The 25,685-nt window shown below is 67.1% G+C and carries 24 protein-coding genes and 1 tRNA gene; 14 read left to right on the forward strand and 11 right to left on the reverse strand.

The features are described from left to right. The first annotated feature begins 16 nt into the window (after positions 1-16). Genes DWF00_RS09140 through DWF00_RS09155 form a run of 4 tightly spaced genes read left to right on the forward strand, consistent with a single transcriptional unit; the run spans position 17 to position 4,878 of the window. Positions 17-1,132 carry an endonuclease/exonuclease/phosphatase family protein gene (locus tag DWF00_RS09140; RefSeq protein ID WP_114827291.1) on the forward strand — a complete coding sequence of 372 codons (1,116 nt, stop codon included), beginning with the start codon at positions 17-19 and terminating at the stop codon, positions 1,130-1,132. A gap of 11 nt (positions 1,133-1,143) precedes the next feature. Then, positions 1,144-2,046: a PhzF family phenazine biosynthesis protein gene (locus DWF00_RS09145; protein WP_181832463.1), complete on the forward strand. Its 903-nt coding sequence runs from the start codon at positions 1,144-1,146 to the stop codon at positions 2,044-2,046. Beyond that, positions 2,043-2,762, forward strand: a complete 720-nt coding sequence (locus tag DWF00_RS09150; RefSeq protein WP_114827292.1) for an NUDIX hydrolase — start codon at positions 2,043-2,045, stop codon at positions 2,760-2,762. Before DWF00_RS09145 ends, DWF00_RS09150 begins: the two co-directional genes overlap by 4 nt. A 28-nt stretch (positions 2,763-2,790) precedes the next feature. Beyond that, a complete protein-coding gene (locus tag DWF00_RS09155) occupies positions 2,791-4,878 on the forward strand; it encodes a M3 family metallopeptidase (protein ID WP_114827293.1) in 2,088 nt (695 codons plus the stop codon). Between the two features lie 267 nt (positions 4,879-5,145). Here the strand turns inward: DWF00_RS09155 and DWF00_RS09160 are convergent, their stop codons facing one another. Then, the gene (locus DWF00_RS09160) at positions 5,146-5,475 is read right to left on the reverse strand and encodes a hypothetical protein (protein ID WP_147283618.1); all 330 of its coding nucleotides are present in this window, start codon (positions 5,473-5,475) and stop codon (positions 5,146-5,148) included. Between the two features lie 139 nt (positions 5,476-5,614). Between DWF00_RS09160 and DWF00_RS09165 the strand changes: the two genes are divergently transcribed. Beyond that, a complete protein-coding gene (locus DWF00_RS09165; protein WP_114827295.1) occupies positions 5,615-6,097 on the forward strand; it encodes a hypothetical protein in 483 nt (160 codons plus the stop codon). Between the two features lie 20 nt (positions 6,098-6,117). On the opposite strand, the gene DWF00_RS09170 is transcribed toward DWF00_RS09165, so the two are convergent. Both DWF00_RS09170 and DWF00_RS09175 read right to left on the reverse strand, forming a co-directional pair. After that, the gene (locus DWF00_RS09170) at positions 6,118-6,759 is read right to left on the reverse strand and encodes a YoaK family protein (protein WP_181832464.1); all 642 of its coding nucleotides are present in this window, start codon (positions 6,757-6,759) and stop codon (positions 6,118-6,120) included. A gap of 235 nt (positions 6,760-6,994) precedes the next feature. Beyond that, positions 6,995-7,900 carry a cell wall hydrolase gene (locus DWF00_RS09175; RefSeq protein WP_245973809.1) on the reverse strand — a complete coding sequence of 302 codons (906 nt, stop codon included), beginning with the start codon at positions 7,898-7,900 and terminating at the stop codon, positions 6,995-6,997. A gap of 521 nt (positions 7,901-8,421) precedes the next feature. On the opposite strand from DWF00_RS09175, the gene DWF00_RS09180 reads away from it, so the two are divergent. Beyond that, positions 8,422-9,981 (forward strand): 2-isopropylmalate synthase, encoded by a 1,560-nt coding sequence (locus DWF00_RS09180; RefSeq protein WP_114827297.1) that lies wholly within the window; start codon positions 8,422-8,424, stop codon positions 9,979-9,981. Positions 9,982-10,175: 194 nt separating this feature from the next. Here DWF00_RS09180 and DWF00_RS09185 read toward each other — a convergent pair whose 3' ends face one another. Next, entirely contained in the window at positions 10,176-10,658 is a 483-nt protein-coding gene (locus DWF00_RS09185; protein ID WP_114827298.1) for an Lrp/AsnC family transcriptional regulator, read from the reverse strand. Positions 10,659-10,781: 123 nt separating this feature from the next. On the opposite strand from DWF00_RS09185, the gene phhA reads away from it, so the two are divergent. From phhA to DWF00_RS09205, 4 genes are all read left to right on the forward strand, one after another. Next, the gene (phhA, locus tag DWF00_RS09190; RefSeq protein ID WP_114827299.1) at positions 10,782-11,660 is read left to right on the forward strand and encodes a phenylalanine 4-monooxygenase; all 879 of its coding nucleotides are present in this window, start codon (positions 10,782-10,784) and stop codon (positions 11,658-11,660) included. A gap of 132 nt (positions 11,661-11,792) precedes the next feature. Continuing rightward, positions 11,793-13,064, forward strand: a complete 1,272-nt coding sequence (locus DWF00_RS09195) for a solute carrier family 23 protein (protein WP_114827300.1) — start codon at positions 11,793-11,795, stop codon at positions 13,062-13,064. A gap of 142 nt (positions 13,065-13,206) precedes the next feature. After that, positions 13,207-13,282, forward strand: a tRNA-Lys gene (locus tag DWF00_RS09200). A 173-nt stretch (positions 13,283-13,455) separates the two neighbouring features. Continuing rightward, on the forward strand, positions 13,456-13,701 hold the full coding sequence (locus DWF00_RS09205) for a hypothetical protein (protein WP_147283619.1): 246 nt from the start codon (positions 13,456-13,458) through the stop codon (positions 13,699-13,701). 97 nt (positions 13,702-13,798) lie between these two features. On the opposite strand, the gene DWF00_RS09210 is transcribed toward DWF00_RS09205, so the two are convergent. Beyond that, positions 13,799-14,143, reverse strand: coding sequence for an RcnB family protein (locus DWF00_RS09210; RefSeq protein ID WP_114827302.1), 345 nt, complete (start codon positions 14,141-14,143; stop codon positions 13,799-13,801). Positions 14,144-14,382: 239 nt separating this feature from the next. Here DWF00_RS09210 and DWF00_RS09215 point away from each other — a divergent pair, with 239 nt between their 5' ends. Both DWF00_RS09215 and DWF00_RS09220 read left to right on the forward strand, forming a co-directional pair. Continuing rightward, positions 14,383-14,877: an MgtC/SapB family protein gene (locus tag DWF00_RS09215; RefSeq protein WP_210207832.1), complete on the forward strand. Its 495-nt coding sequence runs from the start codon at positions 14,383-14,385 to the stop codon at positions 14,875-14,877. Between the two features lie 53 nt (positions 14,878-14,930). Further along, a complete protein-coding gene (locus DWF00_RS09220) occupies positions 14,931-15,176 on the forward strand; it encodes a hypothetical protein (protein WP_114827303.1) in 246 nt (81 codons plus the stop codon). Positions 15,177-15,295: 119 nt separating this feature from the next. Here the strand turns inward: DWF00_RS09220 and DWF00_RS09225 are convergent, their stop codons facing one another. From DWF00_RS09225 to DWF00_RS09245, 5 genes are all read right to left on the reverse strand, one after another. After that, on the reverse strand, positions 15,296-16,684 hold the full coding sequence (locus DWF00_RS09225) for a M20 family metallopeptidase (protein ID WP_114827304.1): 1,389 nt from the start codon (positions 16,682-16,684) through the stop codon (positions 15,296-15,298). A 26-nt stretch (positions 16,685-16,710) separates the two neighbouring features. Beyond that, positions 16,711-17,259, reverse strand: coding sequence for a sugar O-acetyltransferase (locus tag DWF00_RS09230; protein WP_114827305.1), 549 nt, complete (start codon positions 17,257-17,259; stop codon positions 16,711-16,713). After that, a complete protein-coding gene (locus DWF00_RS09235) occupies positions 17,259-18,152 on the reverse strand; it encodes an ABC transporter permease (protein WP_114827306.1) in 894 nt (297 codons plus the stop codon). Before DWF00_RS09235 ends, DWF00_RS09230 begins: the two co-directional genes overlap by 1 nt. Position 18,153: 1 nt before the next feature. After that, the gene (locus DWF00_RS09240; protein ID WP_114827307.1) at positions 18,154-19,071 is read right to left on the reverse strand and encodes an ABC transporter permease; all 918 of its coding nucleotides are present in this window, start codon (positions 19,069-19,071) and stop codon (positions 18,154-18,156) included. Between the two features lie 107 nt (positions 19,072-19,178). After that, a complete protein-coding gene (locus DWF00_RS09245; RefSeq protein WP_210207833.1) occupies positions 19,179-20,699 on the reverse strand; it encodes an ABC transporter substrate-binding protein in 1,521 nt (506 codons plus the stop codon). A 333-nt stretch (positions 20,700-21,032) separates the two neighbouring features. On the opposite strand from DWF00_RS09245, the gene DWF00_RS09250 reads away from it, so the two are divergent. Together DWF00_RS09250 and DWF00_RS09255 are read left to right on the forward strand one after the other, a co-directional pair. After that, complete coding sequence (locus tag DWF00_RS09250; protein WP_181832465.1) at positions 21,033-21,974, forward strand: LysR family transcriptional regulator; 942 nt, start codon at positions 21,033-21,035, stop codon at positions 21,972-21,974. Further along, entirely contained in the window at positions 21,971-23,404 is a 1,434-nt protein-coding gene (locus tag DWF00_RS09255; protein ID WP_245973810.1) for an SNF2-related protein, read from the forward strand. Before DWF00_RS09250 ends, DWF00_RS09255 begins: the two co-directional genes overlap by 4 nt. A 194-nt stretch (positions 23,405-23,598) precedes the next feature. Here DWF00_RS09255 and malQ read toward each other — a convergent pair whose 3' ends face one another. Next, the gene (gene malQ / locus DWF00_RS09260; protein WP_114827310.1) at positions 23,599-25,662 is read right to left on the reverse strand and encodes a 4-alpha-glucanotransferase; all 2,064 of its coding nucleotides are present in this window, start codon (positions 25,660-25,662) and stop codon (positions 23,599-23,601) included. Positions 25,663-25,685 lie beyond the last annotated feature (23 nt).

Genomic DNA, 25,685 nt, shown 5'->3' on the forward strand with positions numbered 1-25,685 from the left:
ACTGGGCGCTGATCTGATGAAACTGCGCATCGGCACCTTCAATGTCGAGAACCTGCTGACGCGGCATCGCTTCGAGCCGGGTGGGCGGATCGACACGGCGGCGGCGATGTCGCTGTTCCATTTCCCGCGCGCCGACGAACGCGACGCGGTCGAGCGCTCGCTGGCCGTGGCGCTGGAGGACGACAAGCGCCAGATGACCGCGCTCGCCATCGCCGAGGCGCAGGCCGATCTCTGGATGCTGCAGGAGGTCGATTCGCTCGCGAGCCTGCAGGCCTTCTTCGCCAACTACGTCCATCGCATCGCCGACTATCGCTACGGCCATTTCGCGCTGATCGACGGCAACGACCCGCGCAGCATCGATATCGGCTTCGCCGCAAGGCGCGACCTGGTGACGCCGCAGGCGATCAAGTTCGCCTCGCACAAGGAGCTGAGCTTCGCCGAGGCCGATGTCTATGACGGCGCGCTGGCGCAGTTCGGCATCAGGCCGCGCGACCGCGTCTTCGCGCGCGACTGCCTTGCCGTCGAACTGGGCTTCGGCGATCGCCGGCTGACGCTGTTCGGCTGCCATTTCAAGTCGATGAACAACGGCCGCGAGGATGGCAGGCAGGTGACGCTGCCGATCCGCCGGGCCGAGGCGCTGGCAGTGAAGCACATCGTCAAGACCTGGTTCGGGCCCGGCTGGCGCGAGGCCAATTGGGCGGTGCTGGGCGACCTCAACGGCTACCGCATCGGGCTCGGGCCGCTGGCCGAGCCGGTCGACGAGGGCGATAGCGGCATTGAGCCGCTGCTGGAGGATTTCGCGGTCGATCCGATCGAAAACCTGCCGCTGCACGAGCGCTGGACGCATTTTAGGCGCTACTGGTCGGAGGAGCATGGCCAGCTGATGGAGAGCCATATGCCGCTCGACCATATCCTGCTCTCGCCGGCGCTGGCCGCCGCCAATCCGACACCGTCGATGCAGATGATCCGGCGCGGCTTGCCCTATCGCGTCCCGCTCGACCCACGCCAGCCCGACCGCTCGATGGCGCGGCTCGCGACCAGCTCCGACCGCTATCCGCGCGTTGGCTGGGACCGGCCGAAAGCCTCGGACCATTGCCCGCTCACCGTCGACCTGACCATTCCTCAAAGCTGAGTATACCTATTATGAGCCGCCGCTTCGCCACGCTCGACGTCTTCACCACCACCCCGCATGCCGGCAATCCGCTGGCCGTGGTGCTCGACTCAGATGGGCTCGACACCGCCGCGATGCAGGCCATCGCCCGCGAGTTCAACCTGTCGGAAACGGTCTTCGTGGCGCCGCCGGCCGATCCCGCCCATTGTGCGGCGATCCGCATCTTCACGCCGGCGCGCGAGCTGCCCTTCGCCGGGCATCCGACCGTCGGCAGCGCCGTGCTGCTGGCGCTGCGCCAGGCCGCCGAAGGCAAGGCGACTGGGAGCCTGGTGCTGGAGGAGCAGGTCGGGCTCGTCACTTGTGCCGTCTCGACGCGAAGCAAGCTCGCGGGCCGCGCCACCTTCACGCTGCCGCGCCTGCCGGCGGAGATCGACCAGCCAGGCGGCCTGGCGCTGCTTGCGGGTGCGCTCGGCCTCGACAAGCGCGAGATTGGCTTTGATGCTCATGTGCCGAGCGTGTTCTCGGCCGGGCTCGGCTTCACCTTCGTGCCGGTGGCGAGCCTGGAAGCGATGGCCCGGATCAGGCTCGAGACCAGCCTATGGTCGCAGGCGATGAAGCCCGCTGACGGCCCCAACGCCTATGTCTATTGCCGGCTGCCGCGGGAGAGCGGACACCATTATCGCACCCGGATGTTCGCGCCCTCGATGGGCATCGCGGAGGACCCGGCGACGGGCTCGGCAGTCGCGGCCTTCGCCGGTGCGATCATGCGTTTCGACCGGCCTGACGATGGCGAGCACCGGCTGGTGATCGAGCAGGGCTACGAGATGGGCCGGCCGTCGCAGATCGAGCTCGGGCTGACGGTCGCCGGCGGCAAGCTGGTCTCGGCGCGGATCGGCGGCGCGGCCGTGGTGGTCAGCGAGGGTACGTTGCTGTGAGCGGCGTCGAGAACGGCCGCATCGTTGCGCTCAGCCAGGTCGAGGCCAAGATCGAGCCCTATGACTGGGTCTTCGCGCGCGAGAGGGAGCCGGAGATCGCGGCGCATTGGGCGGCGATCAGCGCCGGCAAGCCGGCCATGTTCAATGGCAAAGTGATGCTGCAGCATCATGCGAGGATCGAGGACGGCGTCTTCCGGGCCGGCTATTTCGAGACCGATTATGCCGCCTTCATGAGCTGGCGCGATTTCGGCCATCCCGGGCCTGTCGTGCGCAACGGCTTCGCCATGGCGGCGCTCAGATCGGCCGATGGCGCCTTCCTGCTGGGTAAGATGGGCGAGCACACGGCCAATCCGGGCAAGGTCTATTTCGCCGCCGGCACGCCTGATCGCGAGGATGTGCGCGCCGATGGCAGCCTCGACCTCGCCGGCAGCGTCACCCGTGAGCTTTGCGAGGAGACCGGGCTGACGCTCGACGAGATCGCGGTCGAGGAGAGCTGGACGGCCGTGATCCTGGAGGGCCGCATCGCCTTCATGCGGCCCGTCTCGGTGCCGCTGCCGGCCGAGGCGGCGCGCGCGCTGATGCTGTCGCGCATGGCCGAGCAGGACGAGCCCGAGCTCGCCGACATCGTCGTGATCCGCAGCCTCGCCGAATGCGACAGCTACGATATGCCGCCCTTCATGCGGCGCTATCTCGCACATATCTACGGCCAGGATTGAGCCGCCCTCCGCTGGAAGAGACAACTCCATGACCGCGCCCGAAGCAACCGCGCCCGAAGCCCTGGACCTGCCCGAGTCAAATCCGTTCTCGCGTGCCTGGGAGACGCCGTTCAAGCTGCCGCCCTTCGCCGAGATCGCGCCGGAGCACATCCGCCCGGCCTTCGACGCCGCGCTGGCCAAGCACAAGGCGGAGATCGCTTCGATCATCGCCGAACCGGCCAAGCCCGACTTCGCGAACACGATCGAGGCGATGGAGCAGGCGGGCCGGGCGCTCAGCCGCGTCGGCGGCGTGTTCTACAACCTCACCGGCGCACATACGAACGAGGCGCTGCAGGCGATCGAGCGCGAGATGTCGCCGATCACTTCGCGGCACTGGTCGGCGATCATGATGGACGCAGGCCTGTTCGCGCGGGTCGAGCGGGTCTACGAGCGGCGCGAGGCGCTGCATCTCGACGCCGAGCAGCTGCGCCTGCTGGAGCGCAGCTACAAGGGCTTCGTGCGCTCGGGCGCGCGGCTCGGCCCCGGCGACAAGACCCGGCTCGCCGCGATCAACGAGCGGTTGGCCGCGCTCGGCACCCAGTTCAGCCAGAACGTGCTGAAGGACGAATCCTCCTACGCGTTGATCCTCGACGAGGAGGCCAAGCTCGCCGGACTGCCACCCTTCCTGCTCGCGGCGATGGCGCGCGCGGCGGCCGACCGCGGCCAAGAGGGCAAGCATGCGGTGACGCTGTCGCGCTCGATCATCGAGCCCTTCCTGACCTTCTCGACAAGGCGCGACCTGCGCGAGGAAGCCTTCATCGCCTGGAGCAAGCGCGGCGAGCATGCCGGCAAGACTGATAACCGCGCCATCGTCGCCGAGATGGTGGCGCTGCGGGCGGAGAAGGCGAAGCTGCTGGGCTTCAGGACCTTCGCACATTTCAAGCTCGACGACTGCATGGCGAAGACGCCGGAGAACGTGCGCGAGCTGCTCGAGCTGGTCTGGAAGCCGGCCAAGGCGCGTGCCGCCGAGGAGGCTGCTAACCTCGCCGCCCTGGCGCAGGGCGAGGGCGAGAACGGGCCGATCCGGCCCTGGGACTGGCGCCACTACGCCGAGAAGGTGCGCCAGCAGACCTATGCACTCGATGAAGCCGTGCTGAAGCCCTATCTCCAGCTCGACCGCATCATCGCTGCGGCCTTCGACACGGCGGGCAAGCTTTTCGGCCTTGCCTTCGAGGAGATGACGGATCTGGCCGGCTATCACCCGGATGTCCGCATCTGGGAGGTCAAGGAAGCCAGGAGCGGCCGACATATCGGCCTCTTCCTCGGCGACTACTTCGCCCGTTCCTCGAAGCGCTCCGGCGCCTGGATGAGCGCCTTCCGCGGCCAGCGCAAGCTCGGCGGCGAGGTCCGGCCGATCATCGTCAACGTCTGCAATTTCGCGAAGCCGGAGGAGGGCAAGCCGGCGCTGCTCTCGCTCGACGATGCGCGCACGCTCTTCCACGAATTCGGCCATGCCCTGCACGGGCTGCTCTCGGACGTGACCTATGGCTCGCTCGCCGGCACCTCGGTCTCGCGCGATTTCGTCGAGCTGCCGTCACAGCTCTACGAGCACTGGTTCATGACCGAGGAGGTGATGCAGCGCTTCTGCCTGCACGCCGAGACGGGCGAGCCGATCCCGCAGGCGCTGATCGACAAGATCAGGCAGGCGCAGACCTTCAACCAGGGCTTCGCCACGGTGGAGTATACCTCCTCGGCGCTGGTCGACCTCGCCTTCCACTCGCTGGAGAAGCCGGAGGGGCTCGACCCGCTCGCCTTCGAGGCGGCCGAGCTAGCGCGCTTGGGCATGCCGGCTGAGATCACCATGCGCCACCGCACGCCGCACTTCACCCATGTCTTCTCGGGAGACGGCTATTCGGCCGGCTATTACAGCTATCTTTGGTCGGAGGTGATGGATGCCGACGCCTTCAACGCCTTCATCGAGGCCGGCGACGTCTTCGCGCCAGAGGTGGCCGGCAAGCTGAAGCGCTACATCTACTCGGCCGGCGACACGCGCGATGCCGCCGAGGCCTACACGCTGTTCCGGGGCAGGTTGCCGACGCCGGATGCGCTGTTGGAGAAGCGGGGGCTGGCGGCTTAGAGGTCGTTTGCGAATTCTACTGGCGAGGCCGTCTGACGCGGCCGTCTGCGCTTCCGGTGCTCACGGACATGAAGTCCGCTGCGCTCCGGTTCTCGACGGCCACGCCAGCCGGCTCACGCCAGCGAATTCTCAAACGACCTCTCCCGAGCTTCACGTCATGCTCGCCCTTGTGGCGAGCATCCACGTCTTGAACGGTGCCCGCGATAAGCGAAGACGTGGATGGTCGGGACAAGCCCGACCATGACGGCAAGGGTGTCGATTCTCGTCTTACGGATACCCGAACTTCGTCCGCGTCGCGCGAATCTGCGAGACTGCGCCGCCCTCGTTGCCGCCCGAACAGGTCGTGCGCGCCCGCGAAATCTCGCCGCTCACCCGGTCATGCACGCTCTTGGTGGTGTGGCCGGTCTGCAGGTCGTTGTCGATGATCGCCTGGAAGCGCTCGACCTCGCCGGAGCAGCCGCCGCCGGTCGGCATGTGGAAGGTGTTGGGCGTCACGCCCGTCGGCGCGTTTTCCGGCGAGGGCGCCGGCGGCGGGCCGGCGGTCTGGCAGGCGGCGAGCAGGAGGCCGAGGACGGCAAGGGCAGGGGCTGAGCGCATCGAGGCGCCTCCGATCACGAGCAGGCGGCGCGACCATGACCGATTCTGGCGCAAGCGCCAATCCGCGCGCATGGCCACAGCTCCGACACGCTCTGCGGCGACAAGCGCGCTGCACCGCCACCAAGAGCTTCGACAGCCTATGACCGAACCAACCCTTATCGAACTCGCCATCTTCGCCGATTATTTCCAGTTCTACGTCCAGGACGAGGCGGCCAACGAGGATTTCGGCGAGAAATGGACCGACGAATCAGTCGAGCGGCAACTTGCCGTGGCTGAGTTCTCGGCCGCCATCGGAACCGCGCGCAACATGACCGTTCCGGTCGTGCTCTCGGTCCATGCGGAGGCGCCGGCCGAGGATTTCGCCGAATGGGACATGGTCAACGAGTGCTCGATCAGCGTCCGCTCGGACACGCTGATCATCGCCGGCTGCACGGATCACCTGCCGAACGCGCCGCGCGTTCCGATCGCGCCCGGGACCTATCGCGTGCGCGTGTCCTATTCGGGCCTGGACAGCCTGAGCGAGGATGGGGTCGAAGGCGATGATTTCTACCGGCTGCAGCTCTGGCCGGCGCCGCTGGCGGAGATCGCCGTGCGCAAGGCCCGGACGGTCGCTGCCGACTGAGCCGCTCCGTCAGCCGCCAATCATTCCGCGATGCGCAGTCGCGCTGCGACGAGCGTGAGCAGCGCCGCCGTCGCGGCCGCGAACCAGATCGCGTTGAGACCGATCGCGCCATGGGCCAGAGCTCCGAGCACGGCTCCGCTCAAGAGGCCGAGCCAGAGCATGAAATGGCGCAGCCAGGCCGTGCGCGAACCGCCCAGGATGGCGCCGGCAATGCGCTGGCCCATCTTCACCAGCGTTCCGGTCATGTAGGTCAGGCCGATCGTGACCTCGCCGTCGCGCTGGAAGACGGCGTTCTCCATGCCCATCGCCACGGCGAGCAGGCCGACGCCGATATGGCTCAGGCCGCTCGTGTCGAGCAGCGCCGAGAGCGTGAGGCACAGCGTGACGCTGCCGAGCACGGCGGGCGGGCGCCGCGCGCCGGCGAAATGGCCGATCAGCGAGCCGAGAATGACGCCGCTGACGAAGAGCGCCAGGATGCCGCCGGCGAGCATGATGCCGCCGGCATGGCGCCCGGCCAGCTCGATGCCGAGTCGCGTCGAGTTGCCGGTCATGAAGGAGACGAAGAAGCCGCCCAGGCTGATGAAGCCGAGCGCGTCGACATAGCCGGCCAGACAGGACAGGCAGACCGCAAGCCCGATCGCGCGGCGGTCGTAGCGCATCATCTCGGCATCTCCCAGGCGGTGACGGCTTTCGATTGCCCGTCCTGGCCAATGATTGCAATCGCCGTCGATGGGCGGTGCAAGTTGCGGGCCCCGCATGAGCTTAGGGGTAGGAAGCCAAGGGCTGTGTTGGACCCAATCCGTTCCTTCGGCATCGCGAATGAACGAGGTCCAGGTGGCGCCAAGTTCGGCCTTATGCAGATGCTTCGGGAAGCAGCGCTCGCCGTTTCAATGCGGGTCAGTCCAGCGACTGGCCGCCGCGAAGGCCGCGGGAGTCGGGTATCAGCGCAGCTAGACGGGCGTCGCGCCGCGGCGGTGCGATGAAGGCGCTTGCCGTCTTCTGGGGCAGGCCCAGATCGAACGGACGGCCTGGCGGCAGCAGCGCATTATTGACGAGCTTCAAAGCCTGACCTGCGGGCGTGGCGTCAGCAGCAGCCGGCGTTGCCGATGCGAAAGCCAGCGGCGCATTGGCGAAGGACGTCGGCATCGTCGAGGAGCGGCTGACGAGAGGCGCAGGCTCGGAGACAGCAGCGAGTTGATAGCTCGGCTCCTCGATGCGACGTCGCTCGGGCCGTTCGCCCTTCACATAGAACGCGTTCCCGCCAGCCACCGTCATGTAGTGCATGTTGGCGTAGGAAAAGCGCATGCCGGCCATATGAAAGTGCTTGGCCGTTCCGACAGCCTCGTTGCGCCGACCGTTGAGGATGTCTTCCGCGACGGCCTCGACCTTCGGCAGGTCGCGTGCAGCCATCTGTCGCGTCAGCACGCCGGAGGCGAACTGGCGCGGCGCGCCGACGACGCCGCAGATCGTCTCAGGATATCGCGGCGATTCCACCCGGTTCATCACAACCGTGCCGACGCCGAGCAGGCCCGTCTCGCTCGATCTGTTCGATTCGAAATACATCGCGCGGACGAGGCATTCCTTTTCGCGCGGGTCGGCCTTCGCCAGGGCGACGGCGCGCTTGCGAGCCTCGCGGGGCTCTTTTGCCGTGGGGGCAACAATCGCAGCGGTCTCGACAGGCGAGATGCTGCAGGCGCCGAGAGCCGGCGCAGCCAGTGAAATCAGAAGCGGGATCGCTTTGCGGCCATAGCGGCCCATACCGATGGAACGGACAGCATTTGTAGCGATCACGGCCCGCTTCATGCGGCAATCTCCTGAATACGGAATAGGGCTGCCGCGAGTGGCGAACCGTAGTCTCCGGAAAGGAATCCCGAAACTCTTATCAGAAAGTTAATTTCGGAAGGAAGAGGCAAACGCGCGCGACGGCGGACTGGCCATCAACGCGGCGAGGCCGTCGGGCTATCTGTGCTCACGGACGCCAATCAGCCTTTCCTGTTCAGGTTTTCACCATAGGCCCGCACGATCGTTCAAGACGCAACGGTTCTTGCGCTCCTACCCTTCGATCAGCTACAGAGCGAAGACCGACAAGAGGAAACGCCGTGGCCGCATCCGCCACCCATGCCGAGAGCCTGACCCGCGCCATTGCGCGGCCGGCCGGCATGCGCGCTCCTCTCGGCCTTGGTCTGCTTCTTCTCCTTAGCCGCCCCTGAGGGCCGGCCGGGCATGCATGCCTGGGCGCTCAGGGGAGTGACGAGAACCGACCTTCAGACCTTCCGCGCCAGCCACCGAGATGAGCGGCGCTCTCTGCCCCGAGGAATACGACCATGACGAACGCTGCGAATCCCAAGGACCGGGTCCTGATCTTCGACACGACCCTGCGCGACGGCGAGCAATGCCCCGGCGCCACCATGACCTTCGAGGAAAAGCTGGAGATCGCCGACTTCCTCGACGCGATGGGCGTCGACATCATCGAGGCCGGCTTCCCGATCGCGTCCGATGGCGATTTCGAGGCGGTGTCCGAGATCGCCCGGCGCATCAAGCGCGCCTCCGTCGCGGGCCTCGCCCGCGCCATCAGCGCTGATATTGCCCGGGCCGGCGAGGCCGTGCGCCATGCGGTGAAGCCGCGCATCCACACCTTCGTCTCGACCTCGCCGATCCATCTGGCGCATCAGATGCGCAAGACCGAGGACGAGGTGATCGAGATCATCACCAAGACCGTGGCGCAGGCGCGCAACCTGGTCGAGGACGTCGAATGGTCGGCGATGGACGCCACCCGCACCCCGATCGACTATCTCTGCCGCGCCACCGAGGCCGCAATCAAGGCCGGCGCGACGACGATCAACCTGCCCGACACCGTGGGCTACGCCACCCCGGACGAGTACCGCGAGATGTTCCGCGCAGTGCGCGAGCGCGTGCCGAACGCCGACAAGGCGATCTTCTCGGTGCATTGCCATAACGATCTGGGTCTGGCCGTGGCGAACTCGCTGGCCGGCATCGCGGGCGGCGCCAGGCAGGTCGAGTGCACGATCAACGGCATCGGCGAGCGCGCCGGCAATGCCGCGCTGGAAGAGGTGGTGATGGCGCTGCGCGTACGCGGCGACGTGCTGCCCTACGATACCGGCATCGACTCGACGCTGCTGATGCGCGCCTCCAAGGCTGTGTCGACCGCCTGCTCCTTCCCGGTGCAATACAACAAGGCGATCGTCGGCCGGAACGCCTTCGCCCATGAGAGCGGCATCCACCAGGACGGCATGCTGAAGCACCAGCAGACCTACGAGATCATGACCCCGGCCTCGGTCGGCGTCACCAAGACCTCGCTGGTCATGGGCAAGCATTCCGGCCGCGCCGCCTTCCGCTCCAAGCTGAAGGAGATGGGCTACGATCTCGGCGACAACCAGCTGGAGGACGCCTTCACCCGCTTCAAGGCTTTGGCCGACCGCAAGAAGCACGTCTACGACGAGGATATCGAGGCGCTGGTCGACGAGAACATCGCCTCGGCGCATGACCGGGTGAAGCTGGTCTCGCTGACCGTGATCGCCGGCACCCGCGGCCCGCAGCGCGCCACGCTCAAGCTCGACGTCGACGGCCGCGTCAGCACCGAGGAGGCCGAGGGCAACGGCCCGGTCGACGCCGTCTTCAACGCGATCAAGGCGATCGTGCCGCACGAGGCGGTGCTGGAGCTCTACCAGGTCCATGCCGTGACCGAGGGCACCGATGCGCAGGCCGAGGTCTCGGTCAGGCTCTCGGTCGAGGGCGGCTCGTCGGTGACCGGCCGCGGGGCGGACCCGGACACGCTGGTCTCGTCGGCCAAGGCCTACCTGACCGCGCTCAACAAGCTGATCGCGCGCGGCGCGCGGGTGCATCCGCAGGCCGCTGCGGAATAGGCGGCTACGGTCATCGAAGGGCGCGGGGAACCCCTCTCCTGTAAGGAGAGGGGCAGGAGTGAGGTGCTGGCCGCTTGACACTGCAGCCGTGACCCAACCGCTGCCGTCGTTGAATTTCACTGGTGTTCGGGCCTACACCTCACCCTGCCCTCTCCTTACAAGAGAGGGTTCCCCGCGCCTGACCGGCATAGGCTTCACACCGGCCAGCCCCGATCCTTCTTGATCGTCGACAGCACGAAGGACGAGCGCATGTCGGCCACGCCGGGCAGCGTCAGCAGGCGCTGCATCGCGAACTCGCCATAGGCCTCGATATCGTCCGCGACGATGTGGACCAGCAGGTCGCATTCGCCGGTCATGGCGTGGCAGGAGATCACCTCGGCGAAGGATTGCAGCTTCTCGATCAGCCGCGTGCGCCAGTCGGGGTCGGATTGCGCCAGCTTGACGAAGGCATAGGCCTCGACGCCGTGGCCGAGCGCACGCCGGTCGATCTCGGCGCGGTAGCCGGTGATGACGCCGTCCTCCTCCAGCGCCTTCAGCCGCCGCAGGCAGGGCGAGGCCGCCATGCCGATCTCCTCGGCCAGAGCCGCGTTGGTGATGCGCCCATCGCGCTGGATGGCGCGCAGGATGCGGCGGTCGGTTTCGTCGAGACGGGAGGGCGGCGGATAGGCGTGGGTCATGATCGGACCTCGATCGCTTGATCTCGGTCCTATCCTGCTCGCATGCGTGGCTGCCGGCAAGAAATAGGCAGGACATGACCGGGCTTCGGGCGGATCATCTTCGAAAGCTTGGGAGATTGCGCCATGTCCGATCCATTCCTGCGCTCCGGCATGAAATCGCATGAGATTCCGGCCGATTTCATCGTCGACCAGCGCTTCGAGTCCTATACTGCCGCCGATCACGAGACCTGGTCGCGGCTGCATCGGCGCCAGGCCGAGCTGCTGCGCGGCCGCGTCTGCGACGAGTATTTTGAGGGCCTTGCCGCGCTCGGCATCGCCGCCGACGGCATTCCGGATTTCCGCGACCTGAACCGCGTGCTGAAAGCCGCCACCGGCTGGGAGGTCGTCGCCGTGCCGGGACTGGTGCCGGACCGGGTCTTCTTCACGCATCTGGCGCAGCGGCGCTTTCCGGCCGGGTTCTGGATCAGGCGGCCCGACGAGTTCGACTATATCGAGGAGCCGGACATCTTCCACGACGTCTTCGGCCATGTGCCACTGCTGATGAACAGGTCTTACGCCGATTTCGTCGCCGCCTATGGCGAAGCCGGCCTGCGGCTGAACGATCCCGCGGATCTGGCCCGGCTGGCGCGGCTGTACTGGTACAGCGTCGAGTTCGGGCTGATCGAGACCAAGGCCGGCTTGCGCATCTTCGGTGCCGGCATCGCCTCCTCGCCGGGCGAGACGCTCTTCGCGCTCGAAAGCGCCTCGCCCAACCGGATCGGCTTCGACACCCAGCGCGTCATGCGCACGCGCTACCGCATCGACGATTACCAGCAGAGCTATTTCGTTCTGCCCGGTTTCGAGGCGATGCCGGCGCTGGACGACGCCACGCTTTCGGCCGCGATGGCATCAGTGCGCACGCAGGCCGAGCTCGGCCCGGAGGCCGTGCTCGCGGGCGACCGCGTCCTGCACCGCGGCGATGGCACGCATCACCGCTCGCCACGGCAGCCGCTCGTCGCCTGAGCCGCGGCACAGGCGCTCCGCCGCTTTTCCGGTGGATGATTTAGGCGCGCCGCTGGACGCGGTGCGCAATCCTTGCCCCGATCGCCTAATAAATAGGCCGCCGCTCGTGCGGCCATCAGGGGAGCGTGGGCGATGGGCTATTTTCCGAACTGGACGCTGAAAACCTCCGGCGCGGTGATGCCGGATGAGCGGCTGCCGACCGGGCAGACCATCATCGCCGGGCTGCAGCATATCGTCGCCATGTTCGGTGCGACCGTGCTGGCGCCGGTGCTGATGGGCTTCGATCCGAACGTTGCGATCCTCTTCTCCGGCATCGCGACCTTGCTGTTCTTCGTGATCACGCGCGGGCGGCTGCCGAGCTATCTCGGCTCTTCCTTCGCCTTCATCGGCGTGGTCATCGCTGCCTCCGGCTATGCCGGCTCCGGCCCCAACGCCAACATCGCGGTCGCGCTGGGCGGCATCATCGCCTGCGGCGCGCTCTATTTCGCGATCGGCCTGATCGTCCAGGCTGTGGGCACCAACTGGATCGAGAAGCTGCTGCCGCCCGTCGTCACCGGCGCCGTCGTCGCCGCGATCGGCCTCAACCTGACCGCGGTCGCGATGAACATGATCTCGGCCAGCCCCTATACGAAGTGGATCGCGCTGCTGACCGTGATCGCGGTGGCCCTGGTCGCGGTTTACGGGAAGGGCCTGGCTCAGCGTCTGCCGGTGCTGATCGGCGGGCTCGCGGCCTATCTCGCCTATGCGCTGACCGCCTCGTCCTTCGGCGCGCCGCCGATCGATTTCGGCAAGATCGCCGCGGCCGCCTGGTTCGGGTTGCCCAATTTCGTCGCGCCTGTCTTCGACGTGAGGGCGATGGCGCTGATCGCGCCGGTGGCGATCATCCTGGTCGCGGAGAATCTCGGGCACATCAAGGGCATCGCGGTGATGACCGGGCGAAATTTCGATTCGCTGATCGGCCGCGGCTTCATGGCCGACGGGCTCGCCACCATGATCGCGGGCTCGGGCGGCGGCACCGGCGTCACCACCTATGCCGAGAACATGGGCGTCATGGCCGTGACGCGGGTCTATTCGACGCTGGTCTTCGTTGCGGCCGGCATCATCGCGCTGGTGCTCGGATTCTCGCCAAAGTTCGGCGCGGTGATCGGCACGATCCCCGTCGCGGTGCTGGGCGGGCTCGCCATCGTCGTCTTCGGCCTGATCGCCGCCACGGCGGGGCGAATCTGGGTCGAGAACAAGGTCGATTTCTCCGAACCGAAGAATCTGCTGACGGTCGCGACGGCGCTGATCCTCGGCGCCGGCGACCTCAAGCTGCCGATCTTCGGCTTCGAACTGGGCGGTATCGGCACGGCGACGTTCGGCGCGATCGCGCTTTACCACCTGCTGAATCGCAAGGCGGCGTGAGGGGGCAAGGCCACGGGCACAAGCTTTTCCACCGATTGCATATTTCTGTCGCATTGGGGTGGACAGGGCAGGGGGCGTTTGCTACATCGCCGGCCTGCCTGACGCGGACTTGAACCGCGCCGGCAACGTCTTCGTGGCGTATGGGTGATTAGCTCAGTTGGTAGAGCAGCTGACTCTTAATCAGCGGGTCGTAGGTTCGAGCCCTACATCACCCACCACGGAAACTTTCGGACATTGGCGGCAGGAATAGCGCTCCAGAGCATGCGCGCCGTGCGGGCGCGCATCCGTCGCATTAAAACAATCGCGTCGAACTAAATGCCGCCCCTGCGCGTTGACGCAGAGCGCGCTCCACGAGGAGGGCGCGGATAGGCTCTTTGGTTTGGAGGACGCCGTGGATAGACGCTCATTCTTCGTGACACTTGTGGGGGGCATGGCTGCTGCCAGCCTTGGCGGAATCGCCATGGCGGAAGCCGCTGCGCCGCCGAAGCTCACCCCTGCGCCCGAGCCGGTCGCTGACGCGCTCGAGGCCGAGAAGGGAGCGGCGCTCGACAAGACCGATGCCGAGTTCAGCCAGTATTATCGCAGGCGCTATCGGCGCCATTATCGCCGGCATTACCGTCGGCGGGGTCGCTGGTGAGGATCTAGGGAGCATCGCGCAGGAGCGCGCCGCTTCTTGAGGTCCCGAGATGAAGGGCAGCCATGACTGGCGTCATGGCTGCCCTTTCCTTGTGAGATCAACTGGCCGCGATCAAGGCGGCGATGACGCCGGTGACGCTGTTGATCAGGATGAACTGGTTGTCGACCTTGACCCAGCGTTGGCCGCGGCCGGGCGTCCGCAGATGGTAGCGGTGATAATCGCCGACGACGTGGCGGCGATAGGTCGAGGGCAGGGCCCGGCCGGTGGCCCAGCGCGGCTGCTTGACCACCACGACCTTCTTCACCACGACATGCTTCTGGACGTGATGGTTCTGGGCATGGACCGGGCCGTGATGACTGGGGCGATACTGCTGCGCAAAAGCAGCGGCCGGTGCAACCAGGAGTGAAACAGCAAGAGCGGCAATGGCAACAGGGTTTTTCATAGAATGTCTCCATCGGTGATCGATGGGATACTTTTGCAAATATCAAATAAATGGCAGATGAACGACAAGGTTAAGCTTTCGTAATCTACCGTTCATGCGTAGTTTGTCAGTATAGTTAACGGGCGCGCTTGGCCTGCAGCCGCGGGCCTGGGTGCGGGTCTTGCCATCCGCTGCGGCTGGACGCAAAGACGGCACCCGACTCCTCTTCCCGGCCGATGGATGCGCGCATGAACGGCTTGATGGCTGAACTGGACCTGGTCCTGAAACTGCTGGCCGGCCTGCTGGCGGGCGTCGCCATCGGCTGGGAGCGCACGCTCCGGCACAAGAGCGCCGGCCTGCGGACCTTCGGCCTGGTCGGGCTCGGGACGGCCACGGCCGCCGCGATCTTCTCGGGAACCTCCGGGGCGCCCCATCCCGATGCGGCGAGCCGCGTCGTGCAGGGCATCCTGACCGGGATCGGCTTTCTCGGCGCGGGCGTGATCATCCGGCGCGAGACTGACGGCTTACCGCACGGGTTGACCACGGCTGCGGCGGTCTGGGTCACGGCGGCGCTCGGCTGTGCGGCAGGCCTGGGGCAATGGCGGATCACCCTGACTGCAACGGCTCTGGCGCTGACCCTGCTCTTCATCAACCATTCGGTCGAGCACTGGATTCAGGGTCGCGAGGCGAAGGCGGGCAAGGCCGCCCCGGATCGGGGCTTGGGCGGCAGCGATACCGGCGATTCGGCCGGGTAGGCGCGAACCTTCGCCGCTGCGCCGCGTTGGTGCCGCGACAGAGGAGAGTTCCAATGATCGCGACGATCATGTCTGGCGTGCCGCAACCGCCCAAGCCGCTGCCGGAAGCGCCGCCACTGACGCCCGGCGAAGTGCCGCCGGCACCGCCGGTGGAATCGCCGCCGGATGAGGAGCCGGTCGGCGTGCCGCGCGACCCGCCATCTGAGTTGCCGCCGAACGTGCCGCCGGAGACGCCTCCGGCCTCGCCCTTCGACCTGCCGCCCGATCGGCCGCCAAGGGAGCCGAGCGAGCGCGGCTAGAGTGGTTATTGATCAGCTCCCCGTCATTGCGAGGAGCGCAGCGACGAAGCAACCCAGGAGGACCGGGTGAGCGAAACCCCCTGGATTGCTTCGCTGCGCTCGCAATGACGGGGCTTCTCTCAAAGCGCCGGCGTGTCGCCTTCGCCGAGGTCCCAATACAGCCCGGCCATCATCGCCAGGCCTTCGCGGGCGATGGCGACCGGCAGGTGCTCGTTCGGGGCATGCTGCGAGCAGCCGGGATAGGAATGCGGCACCCAGATCGTACGCATGCCGACGATCTCCGAGAAGATGTCGTTGGGCAGGCCGCCGCCGAGATTGGGCAGCAAAGCGGGCTTCTTGCTGGTGGTCCTGGCGATCGAATCGACTGCCCAATGCACCCAGGCATCCTCGGGGTCGAGCCGGGTGGCGTTGAAGATCTCGTCGCGCGCCAGCGAGACCTCGACCATGTCGAAGCCGTGGCGCTTGAGGTGGCGGCGCAGCGCCGGGATCACGTCGGTCGGGTCGATGCCGACGACGAAGCGCAGCGCGCAGCGCGCCCAGGCGCTCGGCGGCACGGCGTTGACCGGCGTCTCCGGCACGCCCGACTTCATCGCGAGAACGTCGAAGGAGCACCAGCCGAAGACCTGCTCTGCCGGCGACAGGCCGGGCTCGCCCCAGTTCGGGTCGATCACCGGGCCGTTGGGGCCGCCGTCGATCTCGCAATCGGCCAGCGCCTTGCGCACCGGCTCGGGCAGCTCCTTCGGCACCCATTCATGGATGCGGATCTGGCCGGTCGGCGAGGCGATCGAGGCGATGGCATGGGCGAGCTGGATCGCCGGGTCGGAAAGGATGCCGCCCCAGTTGCCGGAATGGTGGCCGCCCTCGCGGGCGTTGATCGTCAGGTCGAAGGTGACGCCGCCGCGCGCGCCGAGGAAGACGGTCGGGCGCTCGGCATTGAGGCGCGGGCCGTCCGAGGCGATCAGGATGTCCGACTTGAACAGCTCCTTCTGCTCGGTGCAGAGCTCGCGCAGGCCGGGCGAACCGCATTCCTCGCCCATCTCGATCAGGTATTTTGCGTTGAAGCCGAGCTTGCCGCGCGTCGCCAGCACGGCCTTCAGCGCGTTGAGGTTGATGACGTGCTGGCCCTTGTTGTCGACGACGCCGCGGCCGTACCAGCGGTCGCCGCGCTCGGTCAGGGTCCAGGGCGAGAGGCCCTCGCTCCATTGCGCGTCGAGGCCGCGGATGACGTCGCCATGGCCGTAGCCGAAGATGGTCGGCAGGCTCGGATCCTCGATGCGCTGCGCGAAGAGGAAGGGGCCCTTGGCCTTGGGATGGTTCAGCGTCCGGCAGGTGAAGCCGAGCGATTCGAGCAGCGGCTGCATTTCCTGCTCGAGATATTGCTTCAGGACCGGCGCGCGCTCGGGGTTCTGGCTCTCGGTCGGCATGGCAATGAGCCGGGTCAGGTCGCTCTTGAACGAGCCCGAGTCGAAATAGTCTTGCGCATGCGCGATGGCCTGGGCGCGGGTCATGGTCGTCTCCGTTCACTAGAAATCGTTCAGGCCCGCGGGCGGGCGGGGTTTCCGATGGCGGTCGCGCCGGCGGGTACGTCGCGCGTGACGACGCTGCCGGCGCCGATGATCGCATCGTCGCCGATGCGGACGCCGGGCAGGATCAAGGCTCCGCCGCCTATCCAGACATTGCGGCCGATCGTGATGGGGCGGCCGAATTCGAGGCCGGACTCGCGCTCGGCCCCGTCGCGCGGGTGGTCGGCGGTCAGGATCTGGACGCCCGGCCCGATTTGCGTCTTGTTGCCGATCGTGACGGCGACGACGTCGAGGATGACGCAGTTGAAGTTCAGGAAGACGCCGGCGCCGAGGCTGATGTTGAAGCCGTAGTCGCAATGGAAGGGTGGGCGGATGACGCAGCCTGAGCCGACGGCACTGAGGCGCTCGACCAGAAGCGCGTGCCGCTCCGCCGCCGGCATGGCGAGCGTGGCGTTGTAGCGCGCCATCCAGGCGGAGGCAGCGGCGGCATCGGCCTGAAGCTCGGCATCCGAGGCGTCGTAGAGCTCCCCGGCCAGCATCTTGTCCTTCTCGCTGCGCATCAGCCGCGCTTCTCCGGTGAGATCACGTCGCGCAGGCCGTCGCCGGCGAGGTTGATCGCGAAGATCAGCAGCGCCAGCGCCGAGCCGGGCAAGGCGATGAGCCAGAACGAGAAGAACATGTAGGCCTTGGCCTCCGAAACCATCAGGCCCCAGGAGGGCAGCGGCGGCTGCACGCCGAGCCCGAGGAAGGAGAGGGCGGCCTCGAGCAGGATGGCGCTGGCGGCCTCCAGCGTCGCGACCACGATCAGCTGCGGGGCGATATTGGGCAGGACCTCGCGCAGGATGATGCGGGTCGTGCTGGCGCCCGAGGCCTGCGCCGCCGTGATGTAGTCGAGCCCGCGGACCTGCTGGGTGGCGCTGCGCATCACCACGGCGAAACGGTCCCATTTCAGCAGGCCGAGCACCAGGATGACGATCCAGAGCGAGGAGCCGACGATGGCGACAACCGCGAGCGCGACGAGGATGACCGGCATGGCGAGGCGGGTTGTGACCAGAAAGGTCATCAACATGTCGATGCGGCCGCCGAAATAGCCGGCGAGCAGGCCCATGGTCGTGCCGATCAGGCCGGCGATGACGACGACGCTGGAGCCGATCAAGAGCGAGATGCGGGCGCCGTAGAGCAGGCGCGAGAGATAGTCGCGGCCGAGCTGGTCGGTGCCGAGCGGGTGCAGCCAGTTGCCCTTGTCGTACCAGAAGGGCGGGATGGTGCGGGCCGTCAGGTTCTGCAGATAGGGATCGTGCGGCGCCAGCACCGGCGCGAGCAGCGCGACGAGCACGAACAGGATCAGCAGGCCGAAGCCGAGCACGAAGGACTTTTGCGCCAGCGCCTTGCGCAGCAAGGTGCGGCTGCTGGAGGCTTGCCTCGCGTGGATGGTGAGCGGAGCGTCGGTCATGTCATTCGACCCGGATGCGGGGATCGAGCCAGGCATTGGCGATGTCGGCCGCCAGCGTCAGCAGCACATAGACCACTGAGAGCAGCAGGACGACGACCTGCATGACCGGGAAATCCTTGTAGGTGATGCTCTGGTAGGCGAGGTAGCCGAGACCATCGAGCGCGAAGATGGTCTCGATCACCACGGAGCCGCCGAGCAGGAAGCCGAGCTGCACCGCCGTCAGCGCGACCACCGGCACGGCCGCGTTGCGCAGCGCATGGGTGATGACGACGGCATAGGGCGAGAGCCCCTTGGCGCGGGCGGTGCGGATGTAGTCGGCCTGGAGCACCTCGATCATGCCGGCGCGGATCAGCCGCATGAAGGCCGGCGCGACGTAGTAGCCGAGCGCGATAGTCGGCATGACGTAATGCGCCCAGGTCTGCGAGCCGGAGACCGGCAGCCAGCGCAAGGTGATCGAGAACAGCATCACCAGGATCAGCGCGAAGAAGAAGTTCGGCATGGCCTGGCCGAAGACGGCGATGGCGAGCGCGGCGCGGTCGATCCAGGTGTTGGAGTAGATCGCCGCGAGCACGCCGAGCGGGATCGAGATCAGCAGCGCGAAGCCGAGCGAGCTCAGGCCGAGGATCAGCGTCACCGGCATCTTGTCGAAGACGAGCGAGGCGACGCTGGTCTTGAAGTAGATCGAGGTGCCGAAATCGCCCGAGAGCGTCTTCAGCAGCCAATCGAGATACTGGACGATGACGGGACGATCGAGCCCGTAGGTCTTGCGGACCAGCTCGAGGTCGGCCTGCTGCGCGCCCTCGCCGGCGATCGCCACCGCGACGTCGCCGGAGAGACGCAACAGGAAGAAGGCGATGGCCGAGACCGCCAGTGCGACGAGCAGCGCGAGACCGAGGCGCTTGAGGATGAAGCCGAGCAAATCAAGTGTTCCAGACTGTTCGCGAGGTTTGAGGGCCCCGAAATGAGGTCATCCCCGGCCGGCGGCAGGCGCGGCCGGGGATGACAGGCGCTCCCAGAGCGCGGAACTTACTTCCAGCTCATGGCCCAGAACCGGACCATCTCGTCCGGGTAGGCCTTGAAGTCGAGATCCTTGCTGGCGACGTAATAGGCCGGCAGCGAGTAGAGCGGCACGGCATAGGCCTTGTCGGCGATGATCTTCAGCGCGTCCTTGTACGCCGCCTTGCGAGCCTCGGGCTGCACCGAGTTGTTGCCCTTCTCCAGCAGGTCGCGGACCTGCGGATCGCGGGTGATGTCCTCGGCGCGGAAGGCGAAGTAGTTCGGCGTGTTGGCCGAGACGTCGTTGACCGAGAACGAGCCCCAGGTCTGGTGCGTCAGCATCGCCTTGTTGGAGGTGATCACCTCGCGCATCGCGGCATATTGCAGGAAGCGCAGGTTGGTCTTGATGCCGACGGCCTGGAGATAGCCGATCAGCGCTTCGGTCTGGTTGCGCTCGCGATAGGCGACGATGTCGAGCGTCAGGTCCTTGACGCCGGCCTCAGCGAGCAGGGCCTTGGCCTTGGCCGGGTCGTAGGCGTAGCGCGCCGCGCCCTCGTCGGTGCAGCCGAACTGCGAGTGGAAGCAGATCGTGTTGATGACGCGCGAGCCGTCGCCGACGATGTTCTTGACCATGGCCTCGCGGTCGATGGCGTGGATGATCGCCTTGCGGACGCGCTCGTCCTTGAGGGCCGGGGCCGGCGTGTTCTCGAGGATGTTCATCTGCATGAAGACGATGCGCATCGTCTCGCCCGAGACGACCTGCAGCGTCGGCACGGTCTTGAGCTGGTCGGCCTGGTCCTTCGGCACGCTCATGATCAGGTCGGTGCCGCCCGAGAGCGCCTCGGCCATCTGGGTCTGGCGGTCGGGGATGAAGCGGATCTCGATCTTGCCGATCTTCGGCTGCGGCTTCGGCGAATCCTTGAAGTAGTCCTTGTTGAGCTCGAGCGTGATCGACTTGCCGGGGACGTAGTTCGAGACCTTGTAGGGGCCCGAGCCGACCGGCTTCTCGTTCTGGCCCTTGGGGCCGACCTTCTCGTAGTACTCGTTCGGGTGGATCACGACCGGGCCGGCGAGATACTCGATCGCGGCCGGGAATATGTCCTTGGTGACGACGCGGACGGTGTACTTGCCGGTCTTCTCGGCCTTGTCGATCCAGTTGACGTTGCCCTGGGTGACGACCTTGTTCTCGGGCTTGGCGACGTAGTTCAGCGTGTAGACGACGTCGTCGGCGTCGAACTCCTCGCCATTATGGAACTTGACGCCCTGGCGCAGTTCGAACTCGATGGTCTTGTCGTCGATCTGCTTCCAGCTCTTGGCGAGCTGGCCCTTGTATTCGTTGGTGTCGGGGTCGCGGTAGACCAGCGTGTCCCAGACATTGGCGCCGATGATGACGCCGATGCGGACGTTGTTGAAGAAGGGATCGACGCTCTCAGGCGCCTGATCATAGGCAAAGCGGACGGTGTTGGCCGCCTTTTGCGCGAGCGCCGGAGTGGTCAGCGCCGTGGCCGCCATGGCGCTCGTCGCCAGCAGCATTGCAAAAGCTCTCTTCATCACGGTCATCACGTTCCCTCGCGGCGTTGTCGCTTGTCCGGCGCTGAGCGGAGCGGCCTCCTCGCCACTGCACTCTGCATACCGGAGCGAAATCTGCCGAAGGAATCGAATTGCCGCCATAAGAATGAATCGAACGGATCGTTGCTGTTCCGGCAAAGGAGGGCTAGGAGGTCGGAACCTCAGCCCTCATCCTGAGGAGCGAGCTTCAGCTCGCGTCTCGAAGGATGCTCCAGTGCGCTCTGGAGCATCCTTCGAGACGCCGCTTCGCGGCTCCTCAGGATGAGGGCTGGAGGTTCCAAAGCTGCGTCCAAGGTTCCCATGCAAAGCTCGGGCTTGCGATATTTTCTGGAGGTGGCGCGGACCGGGTCGGTCAGCGCGGCGGCGCAGCGGCTGCGCGTCGCGGCTTCCGCCGTCAGCCGGCAGGTCGCCAACCTGGAGAAAGAGCTCGACTCGGCCCTGTTCGAGCGCCGCTCGCGCGGGATGGTGCTGACACAGGCGGGGCAGACGCTTGCGGCCTATGCCCAGCGCGTCGCGCTGGAGAGCGAGCAGATCGTCAGCGAGATCCGCGAGCTCAACAGCTCCGGCAAGGGGCTGATCCGGCTCGGCGTCACCGAGGGTTTCGCGGTCAGCCTGATGCCGGAGGTGATCCACGCCTTCCGGCAGCTTCATCCGGAGGCGGTCTTCGACCTCAAGGTGATGTCGCCGCAGGTGGTGACCGAGCATGTCCGCACCGGCGCGATCGACATCGGCGCGACCTTCTCGCTCCAGGCCGATCGCGGCGTCACCGTGAACTGGCAGCAGGCGGTGCCGACCTACGCCTTCGTGGCGCGAAACCACCCACTGCTGGCGCGCGAGCAGATCCAGATCGAGGAGATCTTCAGCTACCCGATCTGCACGCTCGACGGCGAGGCGACCGTCAGCAAGATCATGAACATCTACTGCTCAGGACGGGGGCTGCCGCTCGAACCCGTGCTGACCTCGACCAACGTCACCAGCCTGCTGCATTTCTGCGAGCTCGGCGGCGCGGTGATGTTCGCCAGCGCGATCTCCTTCGGCGCGCTGGTGCGCAATGGCAGCATCGTCGCGCTGCCGCTTAAGGAGGCCGATATGCCCTCGCGCAGCCTGCAGGTGCAGACCATGTCCGGGCGCGTGCTGCCGCGGCTGGTGACGAGTTTCATCGCGGCTCTCTCGCGGCAGCTCGAAGGCTTCGACACGGTTGCGGCCACCACCGTCCCGCGCAGGCCGACCGCGCCAGCGGAGGCTGTCCAGGCATGAGCGGGGGCGAGGCCTGGCATGGCGGCCAGATCATGGTGCCGCATGCGCACCAGCTCGTGGCGCGCGACGCGATCCTGAAGGCGCGCGAGAGCGGCGCGCCCGGCTTCCTGCTGGGAGACCTGACCGGGCTCGGCAAGACATTGTCGGCCTGGCTCGCGATCGCTGCGATGCCGGAGGACGAGGTGCTGGTGATCTGCCCGAAGGGCGCGATCCCGCAATGGCGGCGGACCATGGCGCTGTCGGGCCTCAAGTCCAAGCGCGTCACGCTGATGAATTTCGAGCGGACCAAGTCGCTGCTGGCGCCGCCGGCCGAGAGCAAGAAGCGCTCGACGCGAGCCAAGAACAACGAGTTGGCCAAGCACGGCACGCCGAAGCGGGTCTGGCCGCTCGTGGTGATCGACGAGGCGCATCGCATCCGCAATCCCAATGCGCAGCAGGGTCTGGTCTGCCGGCAGATGGCGGCGGCGGCGCGCTTCACGATCTACATGAGCGCGACGGCCGGGCAGTCGCCGCATGAACTCTCCTATCTCGGGCCGCTGCTGGCGCGGGCGGCGGGAGCGCCGAGCGAGGATCTCGACGGCTTCCGGGCGCTGATGAAGCGGCTCAGGATCGGCCGGGCCAAGGGGCGCTGGAAGAACTGGAGCTGGGAGTCGAACGAGACCGACCGCAAGGTGATGTCCGAGCTGCTCTACAAGGGCGAAAACGCCATCGGCCTGCGCCGCCGGCCGGAGGAGATCGCGGGCTGGCCGGAGGTGCAGCGCGAGCTGGCGCCGATCGCGCTCGATACCGCGGCGCGGCGGCTCTACGAGGCGACCTGGCGCGAATTCCGGAAAGAGCTCGGTCTTGCCGGCGGCTCGACGCGCAAGCCCGCCGGCTGGGCCGCCGACCTGCGCTTTCGCCAGAAGGCGAGCCTCTTACGGATCGCCGGCACGAGCGATTTCGTGGAGGACCTGCTCGGCAATGACGAGCAGGTCGCGGTCTCCGTCGCCTTCCTGGAGACCAGCGCGATGTTGGCCGAGAGCTTGCGCGGGCGCGGCTGGCGGGTCGGCGAGATCAATGGCGAGCATTCCGGCGCTGCCAACGAGGAGACGCGGCTCGCCTTCCAGACCGGCAGGCTCGACGCGGTGATCTTCACGGTGACGGAGTCGATCTCGCTGCACCGCGGCGAGATGCCGGGCGGCGAGCGCGAGCGCTCGCTGGTGATCCACGACATGCGTCACAGCGCGATCCAGCTCCAGCAGATCGAAGGCCGCTGCCATCGCGACGGCCAGCACGCGACGATCTTCTATGCCTATGCCGAGGACACGGTGGAGGAGGCAGTGGCGGCGACAGTGATCCAGCGCATGGCGGCGATGGACGGCATGGCCGGCGACGACACGCAGATGCTGGAGGCGATAGCGGGGGCGGTGGAGGCACGGGCGGCGGCCTGAATTTGCCGGAAGAGGCGCGGGGAACCCTCTCCTGTAAGGAGAGGGCAGGGTGAGGTGTAGGCCAGAACACCCAGTAAAGCGCAGTGGGGACGGCGGTCAGGTCACGGCAGTAGCGTCCAACGGCCTACACCTCACCCAACCTTCTCCTTCCAGGAGAGGGCTCCCGCGCCTTACCGGGTAGAATGCGGCGATGTCTAACTCACGCCCCGCGCCGGCCCGAGAAGCGCCAGCCGCGCCTGCACCTTCGGATCGTCGAGCAGGGCTCCAGCCTCGCCCTCGAGCCGATGCCGCCAGTTCGGCTTCTCTGTCGTGGTGCCCGGCACGTTCGGCTGGGTGCGGATGCCGAGCGCGTCCTCGATCGGCAGCATCTTCATCGTGCAGGGGGTCGCGGCGACATAGCGGATCGCGGCGTCGACCACCGGGTCGGTGTCGTCGGGAGCCGGCCGCTCGCCCTGGACCAGCCCGGCATTCTGGAAGGAGCCCCAGAGCACGCCGCGATCCCAGGCACGAAGGCCCTCATGGTCGACGCCGTCATCGCTCGGGCCAAGGTCGCTGCCGGCCCACCAGCCGGCGGTTGGCGGCAGGTCGTGGGTCGTGGTCAGGGCGACCGCGCCGGCATCCCATTCATGTGGCGGCACGTAGCTGTGCTCGGTCTTCTCGAAGCGCAGCACGCGCAGGCCGGCGACGCCCTGCTGGCGCAAATAGTCGCGGAAGCCATAAGGCAAGGTGCCGAGGTCCTCGCCGATGACGATCGCCTTGTGTCGCCAGGATTCGAGCGCGATCAGCCGGAACAACGTCTCCGAGGGAAAGGCGACATAGGCTCCCTCGATGGCGGAAGCGCCGGCCGGCACCAGCCAGAGCCGGCTCATGCCCATGACATGGTCGATGCGGATGCCGCCGACATGGCGCAGGCTGGCGCGCAAGGTCTCGATGAAGGGCGCGAAGCCCGACGCCGCGAGGCCGCGCGGCGAGAAGGTGGTCAGGCCCCAGTTCTGGCCGTCGGCGGAGTAGTAATCCGGCGGCGCGCCGATGCTGAGCCCACCCAGCACCTCGTCCTGCCGGCTCCAGGCATGGCTGCCGGCGCCGTCCATGCCGATGGCGAGGTCGGCGATCAGCCCGACCCGCATGCCGGCATCGCGGCAGGCCTGCTGGGCCACGCCATAGGAGCGGCCGGTGAGCCATTGCAGGAAGATCTGGAAGTCGATCTCCCCGGCATGCCCTGCAGCGAAGGCGGAGACCTCTGGGCTGTCGGGATCGCGATAGGCCGAGGGCCAGTCGCGCCAGCTCCAGGCGGCGGGGTTGCGGGCGAGTTCGGCCGCATGCAGCGCTTCGAAGGTGGCGTGGCCGCGCAGCAGCGAGGAGGCGCCCGAGCGATATTGCTCGAAATCTGCGCGGAACGGTGCGTCGGCGAGGGCGGGTTCACGCAGGGCGGTGAAGAGCGCGCGCAGGAGTTTCTCGCGCAGTGGCGTCGCATTAATCCAGTCGACCTGGGGGAGCGCGCTCAGTCGCGCCATCTCGTCGGCGAACCCCAGCTTGGCAATGGTGTCGCGGACCAATTCCTCCGGGAGGACCGCGGCGGGATCGGCATGGAGCGGATTGTAGAACAGCCGCGTCGAGGGCGAGTACGGGCTGAACCGGCCGGGATCGGCGCCGTAGAGCGCGTGGATCGGGCTGATCGCCAGCGCGTCTGCGCCGCGCGCGGCGGCCTTGCGGCCGAGTTCAGCGGCGCCGCCGAGATTGCCGATGCCGCCATCCCCGGCGCTGCGCAGCGAATAGAGCTGGGCTGCCAGGCCGAAGCCGCCGCGGCCGGCCGTGAGGTCGGCGAAGGTGATGCAGCGTTCGGGGGCGGTCGCGACGGTGATGTCGCCCTCTTGCGTATGGACTGTGTGATAGCCGGGCTCGGCGAAGGCCGGCAAAGCGAGCGCGCCCTCATAGCCCTCATCGGCGCTGACGATGTGGCGGTTGCCGCTTTCCAGCGTAATCTCGATCTTCGCGCCGCTCGCGACTGTGACGGGCAAGGTCACGGGCTGGCCGACGCGCGCGGTGGTGAAGCCCGAGGCCGCGGCGCCGCTCAGGCCACTCTCGATCAGCGAGAGCGAGTTGCGCAGGGCCGCATCGCCATCGGCCGGCAGGCCGAAGGCGGCGAGGATGGCGCGCAGGCTGTCGGCCGAGACCTCGCGCTCGTCGCCCTTCTGGTCGGTCCAAGCAGGCGAGATGCCGGCTTTGGACGCGAGCACGCGCAAGGTTTCGTCGCTCATCGCCTGCTCCGCCGACTCGTTCT

The sequence above is a fragment of the Allobosea caraganae genome (assembly GCF_003351345.1).
Classification (GTDB): domain Bacteria; phylum Pseudomonadota; class Alphaproteobacteria; order Rhizobiales; family Beijerinckiaceae; genus Allobosea; species Allobosea caraganae.